We start from the raw sequence: 25,117 nt of genomic DNA, 5'->3' as shown, positions 1-25,117 counted from the left end.
GAATATAGAAAGACGCAACTGTGATGTAAAGCGTACACCCATCGGGTCATACAGTTAGCCGCACTTTTCTGCCATAATGAGCGCTTTCGTTGTTACTCCGCAGGAGCCCACCATGGATTTTACCGCCGGACTGATGCCGCTTGAGACGGCACTCTCGCAGATGCTTGATCGTATTACTCCACTGCACGACGTTGAGACACTGCCGCTTGTGCGCTGTTTTGGCCGTATTGCCGCGCGCGATATCGTCTCGCCGCTGAACGTGCCGGGGTTCGATAACGCGGCGATGGACGGCTATGCCGTACGTCTGGCGGATCTGCAAACGGGTCAGCCGCTGCCGGTGACAGGTAAAGCGTTTGCCGGGCAGCCGTTTAACGGTGAGTGGCCAGCGGGCACCTGCGTGCGCATTATGACCGGGGCACCGGTGCCAAAGGGCTGTGAAGCCGTGGTGATGCAGGAAGAGACCGAACAAACGGACGACGGCGTGCGCTTTACCGCCAGCGTCAAAGCGGGACAGAATATCCGCCACATCGGGGAAGACATTACCCTGGGCGCAACGGTCTTTGCCGCCGGGCAAAAGCTGACGGTCGCCGAACTGCCGGTGCTGGCATCGCTTGGCATCGCGGAGATTGACGTGGTCCGCAAAGTGCGCGTGGCGGTGTTCTCCACGGGAGACGAGCTACAGCTTCCGGGTCAGCCGCTGAACGAGGGGCAGATTTACGACACCAACCGTCTGGCGGTGCACCTGATGCTTGAGCAGCTGGGCTGTGAGGTGATTAACCTCGGTATCATTCCTGACGATCCGCAAAAACTGCGCGCGGCGTTTATCGACGCTGAAGCCTCTGCCGACGTGGTGATCAGCTCCGGCGGCGTATCGGTTGGCGAAGCGGATTACACCAAAACCCTGCTTGAAGAGCTGGGCGAAATCGCCTTCTGGAAGCTGGCGATTAAACCGGGCAAACCGTTCGCGTTTGGCAAACTTCCGCACAGCTGGTTCTGTGGCCTGCCGGGTAACCCGGTCTCCGCCGCGCTGACCTTCTACCAGCTGGTGATCCCGCTGCTGGCGAAGCTTTCAGGCAACAATGCCAGCCCGCTGCCGGAGCGTGTGCGCGTGCGGGCGGCAACGCGCCTCAAAAAATCACCGGGCCGTCTCGATTTCCAGCGCGGCATTCTGGCGCGCAACGCCGACGGCGAGCTGGAGGTGAGCACCACCGGGCATCAGGGTTCGCACATCTTTAGCTCCTTCAGTCAGGGTAACTGCTTTATCGTGCTGGAGCGCGATCGCGGCCACGTTGAGGCGGGCGAATGGGTTGAAGTGGAACGCTTTAACCACCTGTTCGGAGGCTGACATGACGGTGGAACTGAGCGACCCGGAGATGATGCGCTATAACCGCCAGATCGTGCTACGCGGGTTTGATTTCGAGGGCCAGGAAGCGCTCAAGGCGGCCAGCGTGCTGGTTGTGGGTCTTGGCGGGCTGGGCTGCGCAGCGGCGCAATACCTGGCTGCGGCGGGTGTCGGCCGCATGACGCTGCTGGACTTCGATACCGTGTCGGTGTCCAACCTGCAACGCCAGACGCTGCACAGCGACGCGACGGTCGGTCAGCCTAAAGTGGAATCAGCACGCACGGCGCTGGCGCGCATTAACCCCAACGTTCAGTTCACCCTGATTGACGCGATGCTGGATGACGACGCGCTGTTTGCGCAGATTGCACGGCATGACCTGGTGCTGGACTGCACCGATAACGTCGCCATTCGCAACCAGCTCAATGCGGGCTGCTTTGCCCGTAAAACGCCGCTGATTTCCGGCGCGGCCATTCGCATGGAGGGGCAAATCACCGTCTTCACCTACGCTGAAGGAGAGCCCTGCTACCGCTGCCTGAGCCGTCTGTTTGGCGAGAATGCGCTGACCTGCGTCGAGGCGGGCGTGATGGCGCCACTGGTTGGCGTTATCGGTTCCTTGCAGGCGATGGAGGCGATCAAAGTGCTGGCGCACTACGGCACGCCCGCAGCGGGTAAAATCGTGATGTATGACGCGATGACCTGCCAGTTCCGCGAGATGAAGCTGATGCGTAATCCCGGGTGTGAGGTGTGTAGCCAGTAAAAAAGTCGGGTGGCGGCTTCGCCTTACCCGACCTACAACGGCTCAAACGGCGCCACCCGGCAACAGCGATGCAAACGTAGGCCGGGTAAGCGTTAGCGCCACCCGGCAACCGCATCAGACAGACGTCCGTCCAAACGCCCCCTGCCAGTCCTGCTCAAACTTCACAATTGCCGCATCCACGGCCGGAGAGGTAATAAACTGCTGCGCCACGTCCAGCGGCAGCGTGATGGATTCGCACCCTGCCAGCAGGCAGTCCAGCGCCTGGCGCGGGGTTTTAAAGCTCGCCGCCAGCACTTTTGACTGCGGGGCATGCAGGGTCAGCAACTGTTGCAGTTCGACCACCGTCTGGATCCCATCCCCGCCCTGCGCGTCCACGCGGTTCACATAAGGAGCCACATACTCAGCCCCCGCCAGTGCGGAGAGCATCCCCTGCGCTGCGCCATACACCGCCGTACCCAGCGTCGGGATCCCTTCTGCTTTCAGCATTTTGATCGCCGCCAGTCCTTCAGCGGTCACGGGCACTTTCACCACCAGGTCATTGATTATCGCGCGCAGCTTACGTGCGTCTTCCACCATTCCCTCGGCGGTCTTCGCCATCACCTGAGCGAACAGCCGGCCCTTGCCGCCCAGCGCGTCGTGCAGCGCGGGCAGCAGCTCTTCCAGAGGCGTTTTACCCGCCGCCACAATGCTTGGGTTAGTGGTCACGCCCGCCAGCGGGAAGATACGCGCCAGCTTTTTGACTGCCGCAACGTCAGATGTGTCGAGATAAAGTTCCATGATGTCACCCTCAAAATTAGCCTGCACTTACCCTATCACAGCAAAACCTGCTCAGGAATTGACCCATATCAAGATAACTTTCATTCGAAAGTAATTTAATCTTCATATGTAATTAGAGGGCAAGAAAATGATCTTCAATATACAGCGTTACTCCACCCACGACGGTCCCGGTATTCGAACCGTGGTATTCCTGAAAGGCTGCTCGCTGGGCTGTCGCTGGTGTCAGAACCCGGAAAGCCGCTCCCGCACGCGGGACGTCCTGTTTGATGCCCGCCTGTGCCTGGACGGCTGTGACCTGTGTCAGCAGGCCGCGCCGGGGTGTGTTGAACGCGCGCTGAACGGGCTGGTCATTCATCGTGAGAAGCTCAACGACGAGACGCTCACTGCCCTTACCGACTGCTGCCCGACCCAGGCGCTTACCGTCTGCGGTGAAGAGAAGCAGGTGGAGGAGATTATGGCCACCGTGCTGCGCGACAAGCCCTTCTACGACCGCAGCGGCGGCGGGATCACCCTCTCCGGCGGCGAGCCGTTCATGAACCCGGCGCTGGCACATGCCCTGTTTAAAGCCAGCCATGAACAAGGCATTCATACCGCCGTTGAAACCTGCCTTCACGTCCCCTGGCATTATATCGAGCCGTCACTGCCGTATGTCGATCTGTTCCTGGCGGACCTGAAGCATGTGGACAGTGACGTATTCAAACAGTGGACCGATGGCTCAGCCAGACGGATCCTGGACAACCTGAAGCGCCTGGCTGCCGCCGGGAAAAAAATCACCATTCGCGTGCCGCTGATCCAGGGCTTTAACGCCGATGAAGCGTCGGTTACCGCCATTACCAATTTCGCCGCCGACGAACTCGGCGTTCACGATATTCATTTTCTGCCGTATCACACGCTGGGCATGAACAAATACACCCTGCTCGGCCAACCCTACTCTGCCCCTGACAAACCGCTGGATAACCCTGCCCTGCTGGACTTTGCGCAGCAGTACGCCTGCCAGAAAGGGTTAACCGCGACCTTACGAGGATAAACCTATGACAACCCTGAATCTCAACACCCTCAGCGAGCGCATCAAGGCGCACAAAACGGCGCTGGTGCATATCGTTAAGCCGCCGGTCTGTACCGAGCGCGCACAGCATTATACCGAAATGTATCAGCAGCATCTGGACAAGCCGATCCCGGTACGTCGCGCACTGGCCCTCGCCCACCACCTGGCAAAACGTACCATCTGGATCAAACACGACGAGCTGATTATCGGTAACCAGGCAAGCGAAGTGCGCGCCGCGCCGATTTTCCCGGAATATACCGTCTCCTGGATTGAGAAAGAGATCGACGATCTGGCGGACCGCCCGGGCGCAGGCTTTGCGGTCAGCGAAGAGAACAAGCGCGTGCTGCATGAGATCTGCCCGTGGTGGCGCGGCCAGACGGTGCAGGACCGCTGCTACGGCATGTTCACCGACGAGCAGAAAGGCCTGCTGGAAACCGGCATCATCAAAGCGGAAGGCAACATGACCTCCGGTGACGCACACCTGGCGGTGAATTTCCCGCTGGTACTGGAGAAAGGGCTTGACGGCCTGCGCGCGAAAGTGGCCGAGCGCCGGTCGCGCATCAACCTGACGGTGCTGGACGATCTGCACGGCGACCAGTTCCTGAAAGCCATTGATATCGTGCTGGAAGCCGTAAGCCTGCACATCAAACGCTTTGCCGACCTGGCGCGTGAAATGGCCGCAACAGAAACCCGCGACAGCCGCCGCGACGAGCTGCTGGCCATGGCGGAAAACTGCGACATCATCGCCCACCAACCGCCAAAAACCTTCTGGCAGGCGCTACAGCTGTGCTACTTCATTCAGCTGATCCTGCAAATTGAGTCCAACGGTCACTCCGTCTCCTTTGCCCGTATGGACCAGTACCTTTACCCGTACTACCGCCGCGACGTGGAGCTGGACCAGAGTCTGGATCGCGAACACGCCATTGAGCTGCTGCACAGCTGCTGGCTGAAGCTGCTGGAAGTGAACAAAATCCGCTCCGGCTCGCACTCCAAAGCCTCTGCGGGCAGCCCGCTGTATCAGAACGTCACCATCGGCGGCCAGAAGCTGGTCAACGGTGAACCGATGGACGCGGTCAACCCGCTCTCTTACGCCATTCTCGAATCCTGCGGCCGTCTGCGCTCCACCCAGCCGAACCTGAGCGTGCGCTACCACGCGGGCATGAGCAACGACTTCCTCGACGCCTGCGTGCAGGTGATCCGCTGCGGCTTCGGGATGCCGGCGTTTAACAACGATGAAATCGTCATCCCGGAATTTATCAAGCTCGGCGTGGAACGAGAGGACGCGTATGACTATGCGGCGATTGGCTGCATCGAAACCGCCGTTGGCGGCAAGTGGGGCTATCGCTGCACCGGCATGAGCTTTATCAACTTCGCCCGCGTGATGCTGGCGGCGCTGGAAGGCGGTCGCGACGCCACCAGTGGCCAGGTGTTCCTGCCGCAGGAAAAAGCGCTTTCTGCCGGTAACTTCGGGAATTTCGATGAGGTCATGGCGGCGTGGGATAACCAGATCCGCTACTACACCCGCAAATCCATTGAGATCGAGTACGTGGTGGACACCATGCTGGAAGAGAACGTCCACGATATTCTCTGCTCGGCGCTGGTGGACGACTGTATCGAACGCGCGAAAAGCATTAAGCAGGGCGGCGCGAAGTATGACTGGGTTTCCGGCCTACAGGTGGGGATCGCCAACCTCGGCAACAGCCTGGCAGCGGTGAAGAAGCTGGTGTTTGACCAGGGCGTTATCGGTCAGCAACAGCTGGCGGCGGCGCTGGCGGATGACTTCGAGGGGCTGACCCACGAGCAGCTGCGCCAGCGCCTGATCAACGGCGCGCCGAAGTACGGCAACGACGACGACAGCGTGGACCTGCTGCTGACCCGTGCCTACGAAACCTACATTGAAGAGCTGAAGCAGTACCATAACCCACGCTACGGCCGCGGCCCGATTGGGGGTAACTACTATGCGGGCACGTCGTCTATCTCCGCAAACGTGCCGTTTGGCGCAGCAACCATGGCAACGCCGGACGGCCGTAAAGCCCACACTCCGCTGGCGGAAGGGGCAAGCCCGGCCTCCGGTACCGACCACCTCGGCCCGACGGCGGTGATTGGCTCCGTGGGTAAACTGCCGACGGAAGCGATTCTCGGCGGCGTGCTGCTAAACCAGAAGCTGAACCCGTCGACGCTGGAAAACGACAGCGATCGCCAGAAGCTGATGGTGCTGCTGCGCACCTTCTTCGAGGTGCATAAAGGCTGGCACATTCAGTACAACATCGTCTCCCGTGAAACGCTGCTGGAAGCGAAGAAACACCCGGATCAGTATCGTGACCTGGTGGTGCGCGTGGCGGGTTACTCGGCGTTCTTCACTGCCCTGTCGCCAGATGCGCAGGACGATATTATTGCCCGTACTGAGCATACGCTGTAAAAAAACGCCCGGTGGCGCTTCGCTTACCGGGCCTACATTGTCCCCCCGTAGGCCGGGTAAGGCGAAGCCGCCACCCGGCTTTCTGACTTTCATTCGAAATTAAATTTGTGCTCCCCGTCACCTTGTTATTAGAATGTTTCAAACGCAGTGACCCAGGAGCACAGTATGACCGTAAAAGTTATCGTCACCGATATGGACGGAACTTTCCTTGATGATGCCAAGCAGTACGATCGTGACCGCTTCCAGGCACAGTTTGAGCAGCTTAAAGCCCGCGACATTGAATTTGTTGTCGCCAGCGGCAACCAGTATTACCAGCTCATCTCCTTCTTCCCGGAGCTGAAAGATCAGATCTCCTTCGTCGCGGAAAACGGCGCGCTGGTCTTCGATCACGGCGAACAGATTTTCCACGGCGAACTGACGCGTCATGAGTCGCAGATCGTCATTGGCGAGTTGCTGAAAGACAAAGGGCTGAACTTTGTGGCCTGCGGGCTGGAGAGCGCGTACGTCAGCGATAAAGCACCAGAAGCGTTCGTGAAGCTGATGTCGAAACACTACCATCGCTTAAAACCCATCAGCGATTACCGCGAAATTGACGACGTGCTGTTTAAATTCTCCCTGAACCTGCCGGACAGCGATATCCCGAATCTGGTTGATAAACTGCATGTCTCCCTGGACGGCATCATGAAGCCGGTCACCAGCGGCTTCGGTTTTGTCGATTTGATTATCCCCGGCCTGCACAAGGCCAACGGCATCAGCCGCCTGCTTAAACGCTGGAAAGTCTCACCTCAGGCGTGCGTCGGCATTGGCGACAGCGGCAACGATGCGGAAATGCTGAAGCTGGTGAAATACTCCTTTGCGATGGGCAACGCGGCGGACAGCATTAAAGAGGTCAGCCGTTACACTACCGACGATAACAACCATCAGGGCGCGCTGAATGTGATTCAGGCCGTGCTCGACGCGCACTCCCCGTTCGACGCCTGATCCCCCTACCTGCCGGAGCCTCGCTCCGGCCTCTCACTCTTTTCCCATCCTGTGGCACCCGTCAAGGTTTTAAACTTGCATTAACTTTTTTTTAACTTAAAGTATCACTTGTAGACACTTTTACTTTCGAATGAAAGATGCGAGGCAGTTATGACCTTTACCAGCGAAACGTTGCCAGCGGACCATAAAGCGGCAATCCGTCAGATGAAACGTGAATTACGCGCGCAGATCGGCGACGTGCAGGCGCTGTTCGACCGGCTCAGCGATAAAATCGCCACCCGCGTGGCGGAAATCAACGCTCTCAAAAACAAAGGCGAAACCGTCTGGCCAGTGATCCCTTTTGCCGACGTGAAAAACGGCACGATCACCACCGAACAGCGCGAAGCCGTTAAACGTCGCGGCTGCGCGGTGATCAAAGGCCACTTCCCGCGCGAGCAGGCGCTGGCGTGGGATCAGTCGATGCTCGACTACCTCGATCTGAACAAATTTGACGAGGTGTACAAAGGACCCGGCGATAACTTCTTCGGCACCTTAACGGCCTCTCGTCCGGAGATTTATCCGATCTACTGGTCTCAGGCGCAAATGCAGGCGCGCCAGAGTGAAGAGATGGCGCAGGTACAGTCATTCCTGAACCGTTTATGGACATTTGAGAGCAACGGTAAACAGTGGTTCGACCCGGACGTGAGCGTGATTTACCCTGACCGCATCCGCCGCCGCCCGCCGGGAACCACCTCGAAAGGACTTGGCGCACACACCGATTCTGGCGCGCTGGAGCGCTGGCTGCTGCCCGCTTATCAGCAGGTCTTTGCCCGCGTGTTTGACGGCAACGTCGAGAAATACGATCCGTGGAATGCCGCGCATCGTACCGAAGTGGAAGAGTACACCGTCGATAATACCACCAAATGCTCGGTGTTCCGCACCTTCCAGGGCTGGACGGCGCTGTCGGACATGATCCCCGGACAGGGCTTGCTGCACGTGGTGCCGATCCCGGAGGCAATGGCCTATATTCTGCTGCGTCCGCTGCTGAACGACGTGCCGGAAGACGAGCTGTGCGGCGTGGCGCCGGGGCGCGTGCTGCCGATTTCTGAGAAGTGGCATCCGCTGCTGATCGAAGCGTTAACCAGCATTCCGGCGCTGGAAGCCGGTGATTCCGTGTGGTGGCACTGCGATGTGATCCACTCCGTCGCGCCGGTGGAAAATCAGCAGGGCTGGGGCAACGTGATGTATATTCCTGCCGCGCCAATGTGCGAGAAGAATCTCGCCTATGCGAAAAAGGTCAAGGAAGCGCTGGAAACCGGCGCGTCACCGGGCGATTTCCCGCGCGAGGATTATGAGAAAAGCTGGCAGGGCCGCTTTACCGTGGCCGATCTCAACATCCACGGCAGGCGCGCGCTGGGCATGGCTTAACCGTCGTACAGCCCTTCCCGCTCTACGGCGGTACGTCGTTTCCCCTGACGTATCCGCCGGACCGACTCCCGCACGGTCAGCGTGCCGTTTAGCAGCAATGTTCCCACCGGCGCGTCCGGGCGCATCAGCCGCTGCTGGAGCATATGCACCGCTTCCGTTCCCAGCTCATCACGCGGAACATGTACCGCGGTTAAGGGCACATCCTGAATCGCCGCGAGATTAAAGCCGTCGATGCTCATCACCGAGACATCATGCGGCACGCGCAGACCGTGGTTTTGCAGCGCGCTGATGGTCCCCGCCGCCATAAAATCGCCACCAACCAGGAACGCCGTCGGCAGGTCCTTCCCTTTCTGCTGGTGAAGCCACTCGCTCACCAGCTGCTCCGTCTCTCTGGCGCTGAAGCTGGACACCATCAGCAGGTCGCGCCTGTCGCTGAACCTGAGGTTATGACCGTGCCACGCGTCGCGGATCCCGGACAGGCGCAGCTCCATGGTGTAGCGACGCAGGCACAGCACGTTCATCACCTCCCGGTGCCCCATCTCGAACAGGTACTCTGCCGCCCGCTCGCCAATCGCGCGATGATCCGGCGCGACGGCGGGCAGGCGCATGTGGCGGTCCCGGCAGTTAATCAGCATACAGGGTTTGCCCATGTCTACCGCCAGATCGTGGATATGCGGATCGTCGATACCAAGGAGGATCGCCGCCTGAGTGTCCGTTTCGTTCATGCGGGCCAGAAACAGCTGGGCATCGCTGTCGTTCTCCTCCAGCGCACAGTAACGCAGACGCACCTCGTGCGAGGCCAGCCCTTTGCTCACGCTCTGGATGACGCGGTAGTAAAAGATGTCGGACCGCTCGTCAAACGCCCGCTGCGGGGCAAACACCACCAGGCTGTTAAGCAGCAGACGCCCCGCCGCCATGCCGTCCATTACCCCCAGCTCCCGCGCGCACGCCAGCACCTTTGCCCGTGCTTTTTCGCTGGTGTTTGCCTTCCCCGCCAGCACGCGAGAAACGGTGCTGATGGAGAGCTGCGTCCGGGCGGCGATTTCGGTGATTTTAAGCCTTTTGTCCATTTTGTGATCTGGCTCCGGATGTGAAATGAAAAAATTTTCACAACATGTTTATCAGGTAATAACTTGCGAGAAGGCCATAATGCCGAAAATTAAACCTCGGTTATGAGAAAGTTTGCACAAAATCCACTATTCCCTGCCCAATTTCTTTCTTAAGGTGAACCTGTCACACAACTTCCATACTAGTTGTATAGCAGCTTAGCGCTCTAAAACAGATAACTTTCAAACGCCTGACGCTGTGTGACACCTGAACCTTTGTCCCCTTACCGTCCGTCTTGTGGAGAAGAAAATGAGTCAGGACATCAATAACACCGTAGCGACAAGCAAAACACGTCGCGTCATCAGGAACCTGCGCTGGTACGTACTGGTGCTGTTTCTTCTCGGCGTGACCGTTAACTACATCACCCGTAACTCGTTAGGTATTCTCGCCCCTGAACTGAAAGAGAGCCTCGGGATCACCACCGAGCAGTACTCCTGGATCGTCGGCGCGTTCCAGATCGCCTACACCATTTTCCAGCCCCTGTGCGGCTGGCTGATTGACGTTATCGGCCTGAAAATCGGCTTTATGGTCTGCGCCGGGATCTGGGCGCTGATGTGTATCTTCCACGCGGGCGCCGGAAGCTGGCTGCACCTGGCGATTCTGCGCTTCTTTATGGGTGCGTCCGAAGCCGCCGCCACGCCAGCGAACGCCAAAACCATCGGTGAATGGTTCCCGAAATCAGAGCGCCCTGTTGCCGCAGGCTGGGCGGGGGTAGGCTTCTCCATTGGGGCCATGCTGGCCCCGCCTATCATCTACTTTGCCCACGCGTCCTTCGGCTGGCAGGGTGCGTTTATGTTTACCGGCGTGCTGGCGCTGCTGTGGGTGATCCTGTGGTGGGCGTTTTATCACAACCCGGAACAGCACCCGAACCTGAGCCGCGATGAGCTGGCGTTTATCAAGCAGGATAACGAACCTGCGCCGGTCAAACTGCCCTTCCTGACCGCGCTGAAAACCGTCTCGAAGAACAAACGCTTCTACGGTATCGCTATCCCGGCCTTTATGGCGGAACCGGCGTGGGCCGTGCTGAGCTTCTGGGTGCCGCTGTACCTCGCCAAAGAGCACGGCATGGACCTGAAGCAGATTGCGATGTTCGCCTGGCTGCCGTTCCTGGCCGCCGACCTCGGCAGCGTGGCAAGCGGCTACCTGACGCGTCTCTATACCCGACTTTTCGGCTGCACCCGCGTCAACTCGGTCGTCGCCAGCTCCGTCACCGGCGCGTTTCTGATGATCTCCCTCGCCGTCGTGGCCGTAACCCGCGACCCGTATATCACCATCGTGCTGATCTCCATCGGCGGCTTCGGGCACCAGATCATCTCCTGCATGCTGAGCGCCCTGGTGGTGGAGTCGTTCGACAAAGGCCAGATGGCGACCGTCAACGGCATGCGCGGCTCGGCGGCGTGGATCGCCAGCTTCCTGTTCTCCCTTTTGATTGGGGTGACCGCCGACAAAATCGGCTTCAACCCGCTCTTTATCGCCATGGGCTTCTTTGACCTGCTTGGCGCTGTTTTCCTGGTGGCATTTATTGCTGAACGTCGCGCCAAGCGCACCTGATAGTGGATGTATTGCATATGAAAACCCTGAAAAACTGGACCGTCGATACGCAGTCGGCGAATCATCTGGAACTGCTGATCGATAACCAGCACCGCCTGTGCCTGTATGTACTGGAAGAGAATCTGTTCCGCGTGCTGATCAAACGTAAAGGCGAGCTGGCGCTGGACCGCACCTGGAGCATCGCGCCGGAACAAGATGTGCCGTGGGAAGGCCGCCGTCGCGACGATGTCAGCGGCTTCACCTGCCCGACCTGGACGCTGACGCAGCAGGACGACGCGTTAACCGTAGCGACCGAACAGCTGCGCGTCACCGTCCACCAGCCGCTGTGGCTGGAGTGGCACTACCGCAATGAGGCGGGTGAATGGCTGCCGCTGGTCAATGACCGCCCGACCAGCGCCTACCTGCTAAACGCCCACGGTGACGGCGTGGCGCACTATCTCAGCCGTCGTAAGGATGAGCGTTTTTACGGTCTGGGTGAGAAAGCGGGTGATTTACAGCGCAACGGCAAACGCTATGAGATGCGTAACCTGGACGCAATGGGCTATAACGCGGCCAGCACCGACCCGCTTTACAAGCACATCCCGTTCACCCTCACCCGTCGCGATGACGTGAGCTACGGTCTGTTCTACGATAACCTGAGCAGTTGCTGGCTGGATCTGGGTAACGAAATCGACAACTATCACACCGCCTACCGCCGCTGGCAGGCTGAAGCGGGCGATATTGACTACTACCTCTTCACCGGCAAGCGCGTGCTGGACGTGACGAAAGCCTTCGTGCGCCTGACGGGGAAAACGCTGTTCGGACCGAAGTGGAGCCTGGGCTACAGCGGCTCGACCATGCACTACACCGACGCGCCGGACGCGCAAAACCAGCTGATGAACTTCATTCGCCTGTGCGATGAGCATGCCATTCCGTGCGACTCGTTCCAGCTCTCCTCCGGCTATACCTCGATTAACGGCAAGCGCTACGTCTTTAACTGGAACTACGACAAAGTGCCGCAGCCGAAGGTGATGAGCCAGGCGTTCCACGACGCGGGGCTGCGGCTTGCGGCCAACATCAAGCCGTGTCTGTTGCAGGATCATCCCCGCTACAGCGAAGTGGCGGAACGCGGCCTGTTCATTCGTGATTCAGAAACCGATGCGCCTGAACGTTCCAGCTTCTGGGATGACGAAGGATCGCATCTCGACTTCACCAACCCGCAGACGGTGCAGTGGTGGCAGAACGGCGTGACCACGCAGCTGCTGGAGATGGGCATCGACTCCACCTGGAACGACAACAACGAGTATGAAGTGTGGGACGGGGAAGCGCGCTGCTATGGCTTCGGTCAGGAGATCGCCATCAAGCACATTCGCCCGGTGATGCCGCTGCTGATGATGCGCGCCTCGCTGGAAGCGCAGCAGCGCTTTGCGCCGGAGAAACGTCCGTATCTGATCTCCCGCTCCGGCTGCGCCGGGATGCAGCGCTACGTTCAGACCTGGAGCGGCGACAACCGCACCAACTGGGACACCCTGCGTTATAACATCCGCATGGGGCTGGGCATGAGCCTGTCCGGACTGTTCAACGTCGGTCACGACGTCGGCGGTTTCTCCGGCGACAAGCCGGATGCCGAGCTGTTCGTGCGCTGGGTACAGAACGGCGTGATGCACCCGCGCTTTACCATTCATTCGTGGAACGATGATCACACGGTGAACGAGCCGTGGATGTACCCGGGCGTCACGCCTGCGATTCGCAGCGCCATTGAACTGCGCTACCGCCTGCTGCCGTATCTCTACACCCTGCTCTGGCAGGCGCACGCCGACGACGAGCCGATGCTGCGCCCGACCTTCCTCGATCATGAGCACGATGCGCAGACGTTTGAAGAGTGCGACGACTTCCTGCTGGGCCGTGACCTGCTGGTGGCCAGCGTCGTCGAAGCCGGGCAGCGCGAGCGCCGCGTCTGGCTGCCGGATAACGAAACCGGCTGGTACGATTTTTACACTCACGCGTGGTATGCGGGCGGGCAATCGATCGTCCTTGATGCGCCGCTGGAAAAGCTGCCGCTGCTGGTACGCGCCGGGGCCGGTTTGCCGCTCAGCGAGCGCATCCGTCACGTGAGCGCAGATAAAGACGATACCCGTGAGCTGAAACTGTTCCCGGTGAAAGGCGTCGGCACCACCGCCGGGCTGCTGTTTGAGGATGACGGCGAAAGCTGGGGCTACCAGAACGGCAATGCGCTGTGGGTGGAATGGGAGATGGTGTGCGACGGCGCAAGTATCAACCTGAAGGTGAATGCGCGCGGCGACTATCGTCCGGCATGGAAGGCGCTGAAGGTGTCATTACCGGCGGGGGAAAAACGTACGTTGCGGGTGAACGGAGTTGAAGGGGGCGAGTGGGTGGTGTAGTGCGGCCTGTTGCCCTCACCCTAACCCTCTCCCACAGGGAGAGGGGATAGAACGTAGGCCGGGTAAGGCGAAGCCGCCACCCGGCTATTTTTTTAACTCTCGATACCTTTACTGCGCAGGTAATCTTCGTAGTTACCGGTGAAGTCCACCACGCGCTCTGGCGTAATTTCGATCACGCGGGTCGCCAGCGAGCTGACGAACTCCCGGTCGTGAGAGACGAAGATCAGGGTGCCCTGATACATCTCCAGCGCCATGTTTAGCGACTCAATAGATTCCATATCCAGGTGGTTGGTCGGTTCGTCCATCACCAGAATATTCGGTTTTTCCATCATCAGCTTGCCGAACAGCATACGGCCCTTTTCACCACCGGAGAGCACTTTGGCTGGCTTTTTGATGTCGTCCTGGCTGAACAGCAGACGCCCCAGAATGCTGCGTACCGCCTGCTCGTCGTCGCCTTCCTGCTTCCACTGGCTCATCCAGTCGAAGACGGTCAGATCGTTTTCAAACTCATATTCATGGTCCTGCGCGTAGTAACCAATCTGCGCGTTTTCAGACCATTTCACGGTACCGTTATCCGGTTGCAGTTCACCGACCAGGGTTTTCAGCATAGTGGATTTACCCACGCCGTTGGCGCCGAGGATGGCAATCTTCTCGCCCACTTCCAGCAGCAGGTTGAAGTTTTTGAACAGCGGGCCTTCATCGAAGCCTTTGGTGAGGGCTTCCACTTCCAGCGCGTTACGGAACAGCTTCTTGTCCTGCTCGAAGCGAATGAACGGGTTCTGACGGCTGGAGGCTTTAACCTCTTCCAGCTTGATTTTGTCGATCTGACGGGCACGCGACGTTGCCTGGCGCGATTTAGAGGCGTTGGCGCTGAAGCGGCTGACGAAGGATTGCAGGTCAGCAATCTGCGCTTTCTTCTTGGCGTTGTCGGCCAGCAGACGCTCGCGCGCCTGGGTGGCAGCCGTCATGTACTCATCGTAGTTGCCCGGATAAACGCGCAGCTCGCCGTAGTCCAGATCCGCCATGTGAGTACACACCATGTTCAGGAAGTGACGGTCGTGCGAGATGATGATCATGGTGCTGTCGCGATCGTTCAGCGTCTGCTCCAGCCAGCGGATGGTGTCGATGTCCAGGTTGTTCGTCGGTTCGTCGAGCAGCAGGATGTCCGGGTTAGAGAACAGCGCCTGCGCCAGCAGCACACGCAGCTTCCAGCCTGGCGCGACTTCGCTCATCGGGCCGTAATGCTGTTCAACCGGAATACCGACGCCCAGCAGCAGTTCGCCCGCACGCGCTTCCGCAGAGTAGCCGTCCATTTCGCCGTATTGCGTTTCCAGGTCGGCCACTTTGTAACCGTCTTCTTCGCTCATCTCAGCGAGACCGTAGATACGATCGCGCTCCTGCTTCACTTCCCACAGCTCCGCGTGCCCCATGATCACGGTGTCGAGCACGGTGAACTCTTCGAAGGCGAACTGATCCTGACGCAGCTTACCGATGCGCTCGTTAGGGTCGAGCGACACGTTACCGAGCGTTGGCTCCAGGTCACCGCCGAGGATCTTCATAAAGGTGGATTTTCCGCTACCGTTGGCACCAATCAGGCCGTAACGGTTGCCGCCGCCAAATTTGACGGAAATGTTTTCGAACAGCGGCTTACTGCCAAACTGCATAGTGACGTTGCTGGTAACTAACACGGAGAGATTCCTGCGAAAAGTGTGATAAACGCGGCATTATGCCACAATTCCGAATTGAGATCCCGTGTTGCGGTAATCCACTAAACTTTAACAAAATCGAAAAAAATGTGATTTCGTACACATCTGAATTCCCAGTTAACGGGAATGCACATATAATGCGCTCCCATTACCGATTCAGACTTATCAACTCATCGCCAGAATGGCTTAGATACCTCGCATAACATGAACATGAAATTAACAACGCTTTTTGCGGCGGCGTTAGCCGTAGTAGGTTTTTGTAAGACCGCGTCTGCGGTGACGTATCCCCTGCCGACAGACGGAAGCCGTCTGGTGGGTGAAAACCAGGTGGTGACGGTGCCGGAAGGGAACTCTCAGCCGCTGGAATACTTCGCGGCGCAGTATCAGCTCGGTCTGTCGAACATGCTGGAGGCGAACCCGGGCGTTGACCCGTATCTGCCGAAAGCGGGTACCGTACTCAACATTCCACAGCAGCTGATCCTGCCGGATACCGTGCACGAAGGTATCGTGATTAACAGCGCCGAAATGCGTCTGTATTACTACCCGAAAGGCACCAACACCGTGATCGTGCTGCCTATCGGTATCGGTCAGCTGGGTAAAGACACTCCGCTGAACTGGACCACCAAAGTGGAGCGTAAGAAAGCGGGCCCAACCTGGACGCCGACCGCCAAAATGCACGCTGAGTACATTGCTGCCGGCGAACCGCTGCCAGCCGTTGTGCCTGCCGGCCCGGATAACCCGATGGGTCTGTACGCGCTGTACATTGGACGTCTGTATGCCATCCACGGTACTAACGCCAACTTCGGTATCGGCCTGCGCGTAAGCCACGGCTGCGTGCGTCTGCGTAATGAAGACATAAAATTCCTGTTCGATAACGTGCCGGTCGGTACGCGCGTGCAGTTCATTAACGAACCGGTGAAAGCGACGTCAGAGCCGGACGGCAGCCGTTACATTGAAGTGCATAACCCGCTGTCCACCAGCGAAGATCAGATCAACAACAACGAAATCGTACCGATTAAGCTGACCAGCGCGGTGCAGTCTGTCACCTCTCAGGCGGATGTTGACACGACCATTGTTGACCAGGCGATTCAGAACCGTTCCGGTATGCCGGTGCGTCTGAACTAATCGTGAGAATAAAAAAAGCGGGCCGCGGGGCCCGCTTTTTTTTATCCGTTATTCACGATAACGATGCCGCCATGGTCATAGCGATAGTGACAATGGGCGTACTCCAGCGGCGTACCATCTTCAAGATAGATCACCTGCTCTACCTCCAGCACCGGGTCGGTTGGCTCGCAGACAAGGTGTTGCATATCCAGCGCACTGGGCTTCAGCGCCCGCACCACCCGATACGATCCCATGATCTTCAGCCCCAGCGTCTCCTGTACATACCGGAATACCGAACTTTCAAGATGGGTTTTGTTCAGACCGGGCACCAGATTGAGCGGCATTACCGTAGCGTCCAGAGACATCGGCTCACCGTTCAGTAAACGCAGACGGATAAAGTCATAGATCGGCGTATTCGGATTTATCATCAGCGATGCCTGCTCTTTCTCGTTCGGGAAGCGCAGTTCGAAGTGCACCACCTGACTCGTCACCGTGCCTAAATGTTCCCAGGTTTTGGTCGCCCCGAAGTAGTCGCTGCCGGAGAGATCCCACTGGGAAAGCTGGAGGAAATTTTTGCGGATGAACGTGCCCTGCCCCTGTCGGGTATAGACCAGCCCTTCTACGATCAGCTGACGCATCGCCTGCTGAATGGTCATCCGGCTGGTGCTGAACTCCGCCGCCAGCGCAAACTGGTCCGGCAGAGGTTCATTGGCGGCGTACTGCTGGGTGATAATGCGTTTCTTAATTTCCCGCGCTATGGTGATGTACTTCGCCGCCATCGTCCTTCCTTAAATTAGTGTTCTGTCCCGCTGTTTTTCAACGCCACTCGCTCGGCAACTTTGAGGAAAGGCAGGTAGAAGAATACACCAAATACGATGATTGCCAACTGCACCACCACCGCCCGCCAGTCCCCCGCCGTCGCCAGCCAGGCGCTGAGGATCGGCGGGGTCGTCCACGGGATCATCACCACGCAGCGCGACATGAGCCCCAGCGTGGTACAGAGCCACGCAAAGTAAATTCCGATAGCGGGCAGCAGCACGAACGGGATCATCAGCGGCAGGTTAAAGACTATCGGCAGGCCGAAAATCACCGGCTCGTTGATGTTAAACAGACCCGGCGCCAGCGACAGACGCGCCACCTGCTTCGCTGATTTCTGTCTTGAGAAGATGAAGATAGCAATCAGCAATGAGATTGTGCTGCCCGTCCCGCCCACCATGCCAAAGGTCGGCACAAAGATGTTGTTGATGATGTGCGGGATCGGCTGGCCGTTGGCAAAGGCCAGCATATTCTCATTGGTATTGATCAGCAGAAATGGCTCCAGCACCACGCTGTTGACCACCGACTGATGAATACCGAGCGTGAACAGGAAGTTACCGAAGCTGTAAATGAAGATCGTCCCGGGCAGGCTGGTGTTGATCAGCCGCAGCGGCTGCTGAATAAATGTCGTAATGAGATGGATCAGATCCGTGTGCAGCACGTTCGCCAGTATAGCCGCCAGCACCGCAAACAGGGAGAGCGTGAGGATCGTCGGGATCAGCGCGGTAAAGGATTTGCTCACCGCTGGCGGTACGTTCTCCCCCAGCGAAATGTGCAGCGCCTTCAGCCGTGAAATGGCGATAAACAGCTCGGTTGAGAGCAGCCCAATCAGCACCCCGGCGAAAATCCCGGTGGAACCGATATTGGCGAACGTCAGCACCTGGGTAACGTTTACCGTGGCGTCGCTGCCGACGGGAGTAATCTGTAAGCGCATCGGCATCATGATGATGAAACTGCTGACGGCGATAACCACTGCCGAGACCGGATTGTCGAAATCTTTGTTGCGCGCCAGCGACCAGGCAATCATCGGCGCCAGCAGCAGCGCGGCGATGTTCAGCGTGCCGTTGATGATCGCCTCGCCCCACACCTTAAACTGCGTGAGCGTGTCGCCCTCTAAGATCCAGGGGAACACCACGTTATTCACCAGCACCGCCAGACCGGCAAGGATGAAAATCGGCATTACCGTGGCGAAGGCATCGCGCAGGGAGCGAAGATGCACCTGGTTTGCCAGGCGCGCCGAGAACTCAACAAATTTATCGACAAAAGACTGCATGTGCGGTGTTATTTTTGTTTCAGACATAGCGGATAGTTCCCATCAATCAGTCACAAAAACGGCCCGGCAGCGTACGGCTTACATCTCGCGTCCGTTGGTATGGATAACCTGTTTTAACCACGCATAGCTCTTCTTCGGCACGCGCTTCAGGTCTTTCAGGTCGTGGTTTTCACGGTTGACGTAGACCACGCCGTAGCGCTTGCGCATGTCACCCTGCGAGCTGAGAATGTCAATCAACCCCCAGCCGAGATAGCCCCATACCTCTGCCCCGTCCTCGAACATCGCCTCTTTCATGGCCTCGATATGCGCCCGGTGGTAGTCGATGCGGTAGGTATCCTCTATGGGGTTTACGCCATCCCAGGACTCAATCACCCCAATGCCGTTCTCAATCGGGAATACTGGCATCCGCCAGTCGTTGGCATAGCGGGTGATGATGGTGCGAAAGCCCAGCGGGTCGATCTGCCAGTTCCACTCGGTGGCCTTCAGGTACGGATTGTTTTTCTCGCCGTGCAGCAGGTAATAGTTCACCGGCGTGCCTTCCGGGATGGCATCGCTGTCCAGCGTTTTGCTGGCGTAGTAGCTGAAGGCCATAAAGTCGTTCTTCGTTCGCGCAAACAGCGCGAGATCGTCTGCGCGGTAGATATCGCCGAAGCCTTCCTGCTCCACCACCGCCATCACCGCCGGGCTGTAGCCCTGGCCCGCGAAGACGCGCAGCAGGTTCTGGTTGAGGAATTCGTCGTACTGCTGGGCGCAGAAGATGTCACGCGGTTTGCAGGTGGCCGGATAAATCAGCTGGTGCGCCAGCATGCCGCCCATCAGCTTGCCCGGCTTAGTCTGGTGCAGGTACTCGGTCAGCGCCATGTGCGCCACCATGGTGTGATGCTGCACTTCGTACAGCTCGCGCAGGGTTTCCTCCCCCTTCATATAGCCGGAGATGCGGAAGGCTATCGGCATGTGGAAAATATTCTGCTCGTTAAAGGTCAGCCAGTACTTCACCCGGTCACCAAAGCAGTCGATCATCTTTTTGCCGTAGCGGATAAACGCCTCCACGACGCGACGATCGTTAAATCCGTTGTACTCCTGCGCCAGCGCCAGCGGCATATCGAAGTGGTAGAGGCAGACCATCGGCTCGATACCGCGGGCGATCAGATCGTCGATAAAACGGTCATAAAACGCGATGCCTTCGGCGTTGAACTCGCCGTCACCCTGCGGGCAGACGCGGCTCCAGGAGATCTGGAAGCGGTAGCAGTTCATGCCCAGATCCTGCATCAGGTCGAAATCTTCCCGGTAGCGGTGGTAGGAGTCGGTGGCCACTTTCCAGTCAGAGATATTTTCACCGGCTTCGCGAATGTCGTACACCGACATCCCCTTTCCGCCCTCATTCCAGGCCCCTTCCGTCTGCATGCTCGACACCGAGTTGCCCCATAAGAAGTTGGCTGGCAGTGATTGATTCATGGTTGCCTCCTATATGACTAGTCATTTAAATGATATGACTAGTCATATAGCCGGAGATGAAATTTCGATCAAAGGGGAGGAACGATTTTTGTGAGATGGGTTTGAATAATGACGAGGGATGTCTTGCGAACTGCGCCCTGGCAGCAAGTCATATTGCTGCCAGACGTAAATGAGTCTGCGCAATTCAGGGGAAAGATACCGAACCGCCAAACTCCATATAGATTTTTGCCAGATTATTTAACTGGTTAAAGCGATTTTCATACAGTGCCAGTTCGGCCTGACGGCGTTTCTCCTGAGCATCAAGCCAGAAAGAAATTCGCACCGCGCCCTGGCGATAGCGAACTTCGTTTAGCCTCTCTGATTTTTTCGCCAGTTCCAGGCCTTCACGTAGAAGCGTCTCCTGTTCCAGGAGTTGATGACGCAAAGCAAGCGCATCTTCTATGCTACTCATCGCCTTGTAAAGTTCCTGTTTAAACTCCAGAACCCGTTGCTCGTAGTCGTTTCGGGCAATCTTCACGTCCATGCCCCTTTCTCTCCATTCCAGGAACGGCAGGGTCAGGTTTGCTCCAACAGAGCCGACAGGATTTTCCAGGAAGGCCATAAGGCTGCTGCTGCTGGTGCCAAGCGAGCCGGTCAGACTAAACGCTGGATAAAATGCAGTACGCTGGACATCAACGGTGGCCAATGCTTCCCGTACCCGCCACTCTTTAGCGCTGATATCGGGTCGATGCCGCAGCACGTTGACCGGGATCTTTCCACTGACCTGCGGCAGTGGTCCCATTGGTAACGCTTTCGGTTCGACTATCGCGCTGCCCGGCGCGGTTCCAAGCAAAACGGCTTGCTGATTGAGCGCCTGTAAACGTTCATTCTTCAACGCCGCCAGCCTGTTTTCCTGCGAAAGCACGCCCTGCTGAGCATCCACAACATCCAGAGAGGAGGCACCGCCCGCGGCATAGCGCGCGTTAGCCAGGCGCAGCGTCTCTTTTGCATAGTCGATGCTTTGTTGCAGGACAGACAGCTGCTGGTTAATAAAGCCTAAGCGCCAGTAATTATTACTGGCATTTGAAAGCAGCGTCAGGCGTGCAGAACGCAGATCCTCTTCCGAGGCAAAACGTGCCCACGCCTTCGCATCGCGCTGCCGCGCTATTTTGCCCCACAGATCCAGCTCATAGCTGGTATTAATACTGGCAACGCTGCCCCTGCTCCAGTTGGCTGAGCTGTTCAGCTGTTTTTTACCGTCAAGCGCGAGCGAACCTTTTAGTCCCGGATCGTTTGTGATGCCAATCCGCTCTTCTTCCAGGCGGGCGCGATAAACACGCAATACTGCTCCAGCGACATCGTTATTGCGCACCATCACCTGCCGCAGCCAGCCGTCGAAGTCTGGATCGTTAAAGGCCTGCCAGTCGAACGGCATCCTCTCCTCCGCAGCATCCGCCTGATACCAGTTGGCAGGGTATTTCACCTCAGGAGGCTGATAGTCGCTTTTCAGAGAGTCGGCGCAGCCAGCACTAAGCAGGACAGCAAGGCATACCGTTAAAGGGGATAATATTTTCATGGGTTACTCGCTGGCCAGTGAAACGACCGGATCCATCCTTGCTGCCTTGCGGGCAGGGAGATAACCAAAGATCATGCCGATTAAAGTTGAGCAGAAGAATGCGGCAGCAGCGGCCTGCCACGAATAAATGGCGGTGAAAATGCCCCCTGCCAGCTCGGTGAACAGCGCTCCGGCGGCATACGACAGTGCAATACCTAACACTCCGCCTATTAGACATACCAGCACAGCCTCAATCATAAACTGCTGCATGATATCGCCCTGACGCGCACCGACCGCCATTCGTACGCCAATCTCATGGGTCCGTTCCGTGACCGACACCAGCATGATATTCATCACCCCAATGCTGCCGATCATCAGCGAGATGCAGGCCACCATCAGAATCAGGATGCTAAAGGTCATTGAGGTCCGTTCTATTGATTGTCGAATCTGCTCGAAATTATAAAGCTGGAAGTCTTTCACGCCGTGGCGTTGAGTGAGAAGCTGAGAAATAGCGCTGACCGCTGCCTCGTTGGCAACATCATCCTTAAGCCTTACGCTGATGCTGGTCAACACCGGTTTTCCTGTCATTCGATACATCACCGTGCTGTAAGGCATCCAGACGTTAATGCGATTAGGCGCATAGCTTCGGCTGTTCCCTTTGGCGATGCCGACAACCCGTGCAGGCACGGAACCCAGAAAAACGATTTGCCCAAGTGCCTTGAGTCCCGCATCGTCAAATAACGCCTTGCGGGCGTTTTCATCAATGATGACTTCCTGCGAGGCATTTCGATCGTCCTGGAAAGTTGATCCCTGCAACAGTTCAATACCGTTTACGCGAAAATGATCGCGCCCAACGCCATTGATCGTGGCGGTAGCGGATTTACCCAGAAAGCGAATGTTGTCGGAAGCGTTAACTTCGGGGCTGACGCTGTCAACAAACCCCTGCTTTGCTAATGCTTCGGCGTCTGCCGGGACCAGTGTACGAATGGCTTCAGTGCTGTCGTCAAAGAAATCCCTTCCCGGGTAGATGCTCACCACGTTGGTTCCAAGCTCCTTGATATTATCAAGGGTTCGCTGTTTCGCGCCTTCTCCCAGTGCCACCACCGTAACAACCGCGGCGATACCAAAAATAATGCCCGTCATGGTTAACGTCGTGCGCAGGCGATGCGCATTCATCGCTTTTAACGCCATGTGCAGGGATTCACGGGTACGGTCAACAATACTTTGCCACCAGCTCTGCTGAACGCTGTCAGGTCGTTTAAGGGCAACCCCGGAGGTAACACGACTGCCGGTATCAGAAATAATTTCACCGTCACGCAGCTCAATAATACGGTTAGCATGCTGCGCTACCTTCATATCATGTGTCACCATAACCACGGTATGGCCACGCTGATTCAGTTCACTGAGTATTGACAGTACCTCCTGACCGGACTGCGTATCCAGCGCGCCGGTGGGTTCATCCGCCAGAATGATTTCACCGCCGTTAATCAGCGAGCGGGCAATACTCACACGCTGCTGCTGGCCGCCTGAAAGCTCTCCCGGTTTATGATGTTCACGACCTTCCAGCCCGAGTCTTCCAAGCAATGTCGCCGCGCGCAGACGGCGCTTTTCGCGCTCACTATTGGCATAAATCGCCGGAATTTCAACGTTACTTAACGCGCTCAGGTCGGGCATTAAATGATAACGCTGGAAGATAAAACCGATGTGCTCACGGCGGATCCTTGCCAGATCGTCAGGTGAAAGCTGGGCGGCATTTTGACCGCTGATAAAGTAATCGCCACAATCAGGGACATCGAGACAGCCCATAATATTCATCAGGGTTGACTTACCGGAACCGGAGGCGCCGATGATCGCGACCATCTCCCCAGCAGCGATAGTCAAATCAATCCCTTTAAGCACGGTGAGATCCTGTCCACCGTTCCTGTAGGTGCGGCTGATGCCCTTGAGTTCTATGATATTACTCAAGATACAAACCCTTCCCCGGGCGCTTTTTCACCCGGCTGCGATAACACAACTTGTTCCCCGACTTTTACACCGTCCAGGATCTGGATATCCACACTGTTAGTAATGCCGGTTTTGACCTCACGGGTTTCCAGCCGGTTATCACTGGTCAATATCTGCACCTGCTGTTTGTTGCCACTCACCTTGTGCACAGCCTGAATCGGCACCAGTAACGTATTTTTAGCTTCTCCAGCCAGCAAGGTCACCTGTGCTGTCATGGCAATTCGCAGCCGATTTTCTGGATTGGGGACATCCAGCAGCGCGTTGTAGTACACCGAAGCATTTGACGTGCCTGACCCTGAGGCTGAGCTACTGCTGGCAAGGCTATCATCTTTCATAACCGACTCAGGTGCCAGTTCAACGGTACGTAACGTGGCGTCATAATGCTTATCCGGCTCAGAGAAAATGGTGAATCTGGCTTTCTGTCCCGGTGAAATTCGCGTGATATCCGCCTCAGAGATCTGGGCTTTAATTGTCATCACGTCCAGACGTGCGAGTTTGATAATGGTCGGCGCACTTTGGCTGGAGTTAACCGTTTGGCCCTGTTGGGTGACAACGGCAATAACAATGCCGTCCATGGGAGCAACAACTTTTGTATAACCCAAATCGACCTTTTTCTTGTCGACATCAATTTGCGCCTGGACGAGTTTGGCATTCAGTGCCGATAGCTCAGCGCGGGTACTGGCCAGCGTGGTTTCAGCCGTTTCGAAATCTTCTCTCGAGCTGGCATCCTCATTTAACATCTGGCGCTGGCGCTTAAAACGCAATGAGGCTTGCTTCAACTGCGCCTGCTTAGCCTGAAGGTCCGCTTTTACCACGTTGAGAGCAGCTTCTGCGTTGCGTAAATCATTCCGCTGCGGCACGTCATCAATTTCAGCGATGAGCTGTCCTTTAGTGACACGATCGCCTAACTTCACTTTCAGCGACTTAACCTGGCCAGAAACCTGTGCCCCAACGTTGACCCGCTCAATCGCATCAATTCGACCGGTAGCAAGTACGGCGTTTTCAATATCGCCGATGCGTACTGGAGCGGTAACATACTCAGGAACCTCGGGGCTTCTCAGGAAGAAGAACAAGGCGATGCTAAAAATAATTAGCAGAGCCGCAGCACAGGTCATTACGCGTCGGGGAGGGAATTTTGTTAACATTACGCAGGTTTTCCATAACGATAAACAGCAGTGAATCAGGCATCATAGTAACATCGCCAGTATTTACGGGAGGTAAACCCGCGCTATTTGGTGAAGTAGCGTCATCGTAGACCCCCGCCATCAATTACACAGAATCACCAGGTCCGCCTGTAAACCGCCGCAAGCGTGGGATTTTGTGCCTAAATCCACAGAGTCCCCTTTTGCTGAGCCCCACCTGCGATTTTTCCCATAATCGATTCATTGTGCATTAAGTGCTTAATTATAGTTGCAACTCACATATGATAATAGTAATTATTATCATTAGCATTTGCAC

At 57.1% G+C, this 25,117-nt stretch carries 18 protein-coding genes; 9 read left to right on the top strand and 9 right to left on the bottom strand.

What is annotated here, in order from left to right; all coding sequences use genetic code 11:
• The first annotated feature begins 112 nt into the window (after nt 1–112).
• Both moeA and moeB read left to right on the top strand, forming a co-directional pair.
• Entirely contained in the window at nt 113–1,345 is a 1,233-nt protein-coding gene (gene moeA / locus LOC22_RS17740; RefSeq protein WP_063933202.1) for a molybdopterin molybdotransferase MoeA, read from the top strand.
• 1 nt (nt 1,346) lies between these two features.
• Nucleotides 1,347–2,099 carry a molybdopterin-synthase adenylyltransferase MoeB gene (moeB, locus tag LOC22_RS17735; RefSeq protein WP_063933201.1) on the top strand — a complete coding sequence of 251 codons (753 nt, stop codon included), beginning with the start codon at nt 1,347–1,349 and terminating at the stop codon, nt 2,097–2,099.
• Nucleotides 2,100–2,213: 114 nt separating this feature from the next.
• On the opposite strand, the gene fsa is transcribed toward moeB, so the two are convergent.
• Complete coding sequence (gene fsa / locus LOC22_RS17730) at nt 2,214–2,876, bottom strand: fructose-6-phosphate aldolase (protein WP_017693747.1); 663 nt, start codon at nt 2,874–2,876, stop codon at nt 2,214–2,216.
• Nucleotides 2,877–3,003: 127 nt separating this feature from the next.
• Here fsa and LOC22_RS17725 point away from each other — a divergent pair, with 127 nt between their 5' ends.
• The 4 genes from LOC22_RS17725 to LOC22_RS17710 all read left to right on the top strand — a co-directional run bounded on the left by LOC22_RS17725 (nt 3,004) and on the right by LOC22_RS17710 (nt 8,728).
• The gene (locus LOC22_RS17725) at nt 3,004–3,903 is read left to right on the top strand and encodes a glycyl-radical enzyme activating protein (protein ID WP_015571034.1); all 900 of its coding nucleotides are present in this window, start codon (nt 3,004–3,006) and stop codon (nt 3,901–3,903) included.
• Nucleotides 3,904–3,907: 4 nt separating this feature from the next.
• The gene (locus LOC22_RS17720; RefSeq protein WP_023303352.1) at nt 3,908–6,340 is read left to right on the top strand and encodes a formate C-acetyltransferase/glycerol dehydratase family glycyl radical enzyme; all 2,433 of its coding nucleotides are present in this window, start codon (nt 3,908–3,910) and stop codon (nt 6,338–6,340) included.
• Between the two features lie 165 nt (nt 6,341–6,505).
• A complete protein-coding gene (locus tag LOC22_RS17715; protein WP_017693749.1) occupies nt 6,506–7,321 on the top strand; it encodes a Cof-type HAD-IIB family hydrolase in 816 nt (271 codons plus the stop codon).
• A 150-nt stretch (nt 7,322–7,471) separates the two neighbouring features.
• Nucleotides 7,472–8,728, top strand: coding sequence for a DUF1479 domain-containing protein (locus tag LOC22_RS17710; RefSeq protein WP_017693750.1), 1,257 nt, complete (start codon nt 7,472–7,474; stop codon nt 8,726–8,728).
• Here LOC22_RS17710 and LOC22_RS17705 read toward each other — a convergent pair.
• Entirely contained in the window at nt 8,725–9,798 is a 1,074-nt protein-coding gene (locus tag LOC22_RS17705) for a LacI family DNA-binding transcriptional regulator (RefSeq protein WP_017693751.1), read from the bottom strand. The genes LOC22_RS17710 and LOC22_RS17705 overlap by 4 nt on opposite strands.
• A gap of 286 nt (nt 9,799–10,084) precedes the next feature.
• Between LOC22_RS17705 and LOC22_RS17700 the strand changes: the two genes are divergently transcribed.
• Both LOC22_RS17700 and LOC22_RS17695 read left to right on the top strand, forming a co-directional pair.
• Nucleotides 10,085–11,386, top strand: a complete 1,302-nt coding sequence (locus tag LOC22_RS17700; protein WP_230239096.1) for an MFS transporter — start codon at nt 10,085–10,087, stop codon at nt 11,384–11,386.
• A gap of 17 nt (nt 11,387–11,403) precedes the next feature.
• Entirely contained in the window at nt 11,404–13,767 is a 2,364-nt protein-coding gene (locus LOC22_RS17695) for a TIM-barrel domain-containing protein (RefSeq protein ID WP_230239095.1), read from the top strand.
• A gap of 92 nt (nt 13,768–13,859) precedes the next feature.
• Here LOC22_RS17695 and LOC22_RS17690 read toward each other — a convergent pair whose 3' ends face one another.
• Nucleotides 13,860–15,455 (bottom strand): ABC-F family ATPase, encoded by a 1,596-nt coding sequence (locus tag LOC22_RS17690; protein WP_003858434.1) that lies wholly within the window; start codon nt 15,453–15,455, stop codon nt 13,860–13,862.
• A 222-nt stretch (nt 15,456–15,677) separates the two neighbouring features.
• Between LOC22_RS17690 and ldtB the strand changes: the two genes are divergently transcribed.
• Nucleotides 15,678–16,598: a L,D-transpeptidase gene (ldtB, locus tag LOC22_RS17685; RefSeq protein ID WP_015571042.1), complete on the top strand. Its 921-nt coding sequence runs from the start codon at nt 15,678–15,680 to the stop codon at nt 16,596–16,598.
• A gap of 41 nt (nt 16,599–16,639) precedes the next feature.
• Here the strand turns inward: ldtB and LOC22_RS17680 are convergent, their stop codons facing one another.
• The 6 genes from LOC22_RS17680 to LOC22_RS17655 form a co-directional block, all read right to left on the bottom strand.
• Nucleotides 16,640–17,356, bottom strand: a complete 717-nt coding sequence (locus tag LOC22_RS17680; RefSeq protein ID WP_230239094.1) for a GntR family transcriptional regulator — start codon at nt 17,354–17,356, stop codon at nt 16,640–16,642.
• A gap of 14 nt (nt 17,357–17,370) precedes the next feature.
• On the bottom strand, nt 17,371–18,693 hold the full coding sequence (locus LOC22_RS17675; RefSeq protein WP_023296170.1) for a PTS sugar transporter subunit IIC: 1,323 nt from the start codon (nt 18,691–18,693) through the stop codon (nt 17,371–17,373).
• 51 nt (nt 18,694–18,744) lie between these two features.
• Nucleotides 18,745–20,121: a glycoside hydrolase family 1 protein gene (locus LOC22_RS17670; protein WP_032670263.1), complete on the bottom strand. Its 1,377-nt coding sequence runs from the start codon at nt 20,119–20,121 to the stop codon at nt 18,745–18,747.
• 184 nt (nt 20,122–20,305) lie between these two features.
• Nucleotides 20,306–21,676 (bottom strand): TolC family protein, encoded by a 1,371-nt coding sequence (locus tag LOC22_RS17665; RefSeq protein ID WP_047727427.1) that lies wholly within the window; start codon nt 21,674–21,676, stop codon nt 20,306–20,308.
• Between the two features lie 3 nt (nt 21,677–21,679).
• A complete protein-coding gene (locus tag LOC22_RS17660; protein ID WP_047727425.1) occupies nt 21,680–23,620 on the bottom strand; it encodes a MacB family efflux pump subunit in 1,941 nt (646 codons plus the stop codon).
• Nucleotides 23,617–24,804: an efflux RND transporter periplasmic adaptor subunit gene (locus tag LOC22_RS17655; protein WP_047727423.1), complete on the bottom strand. Its 1,188-nt coding sequence runs from the start codon at nt 24,802–24,804 to the stop codon at nt 23,617–23,619. The genes LOC22_RS17660 and LOC22_RS17655 overlap by 4 nt, the downstream gene beginning before the upstream one ends.
• Nucleotides 24,805–25,117 lie beyond the last annotated feature (313 nt).

Source organism: Enterobacter sp. AN-K1, assembly GCF_020971765.1.
GTDB lineage: Bacteria > Pseudomonadota > Gammaproteobacteria > Enterobacterales > Enterobacteriaceae > Enterobacter > Enterobacter hormaechei_C.
This window is presented reverse-complemented; position numbering and strand designations above follow the sequence as displayed.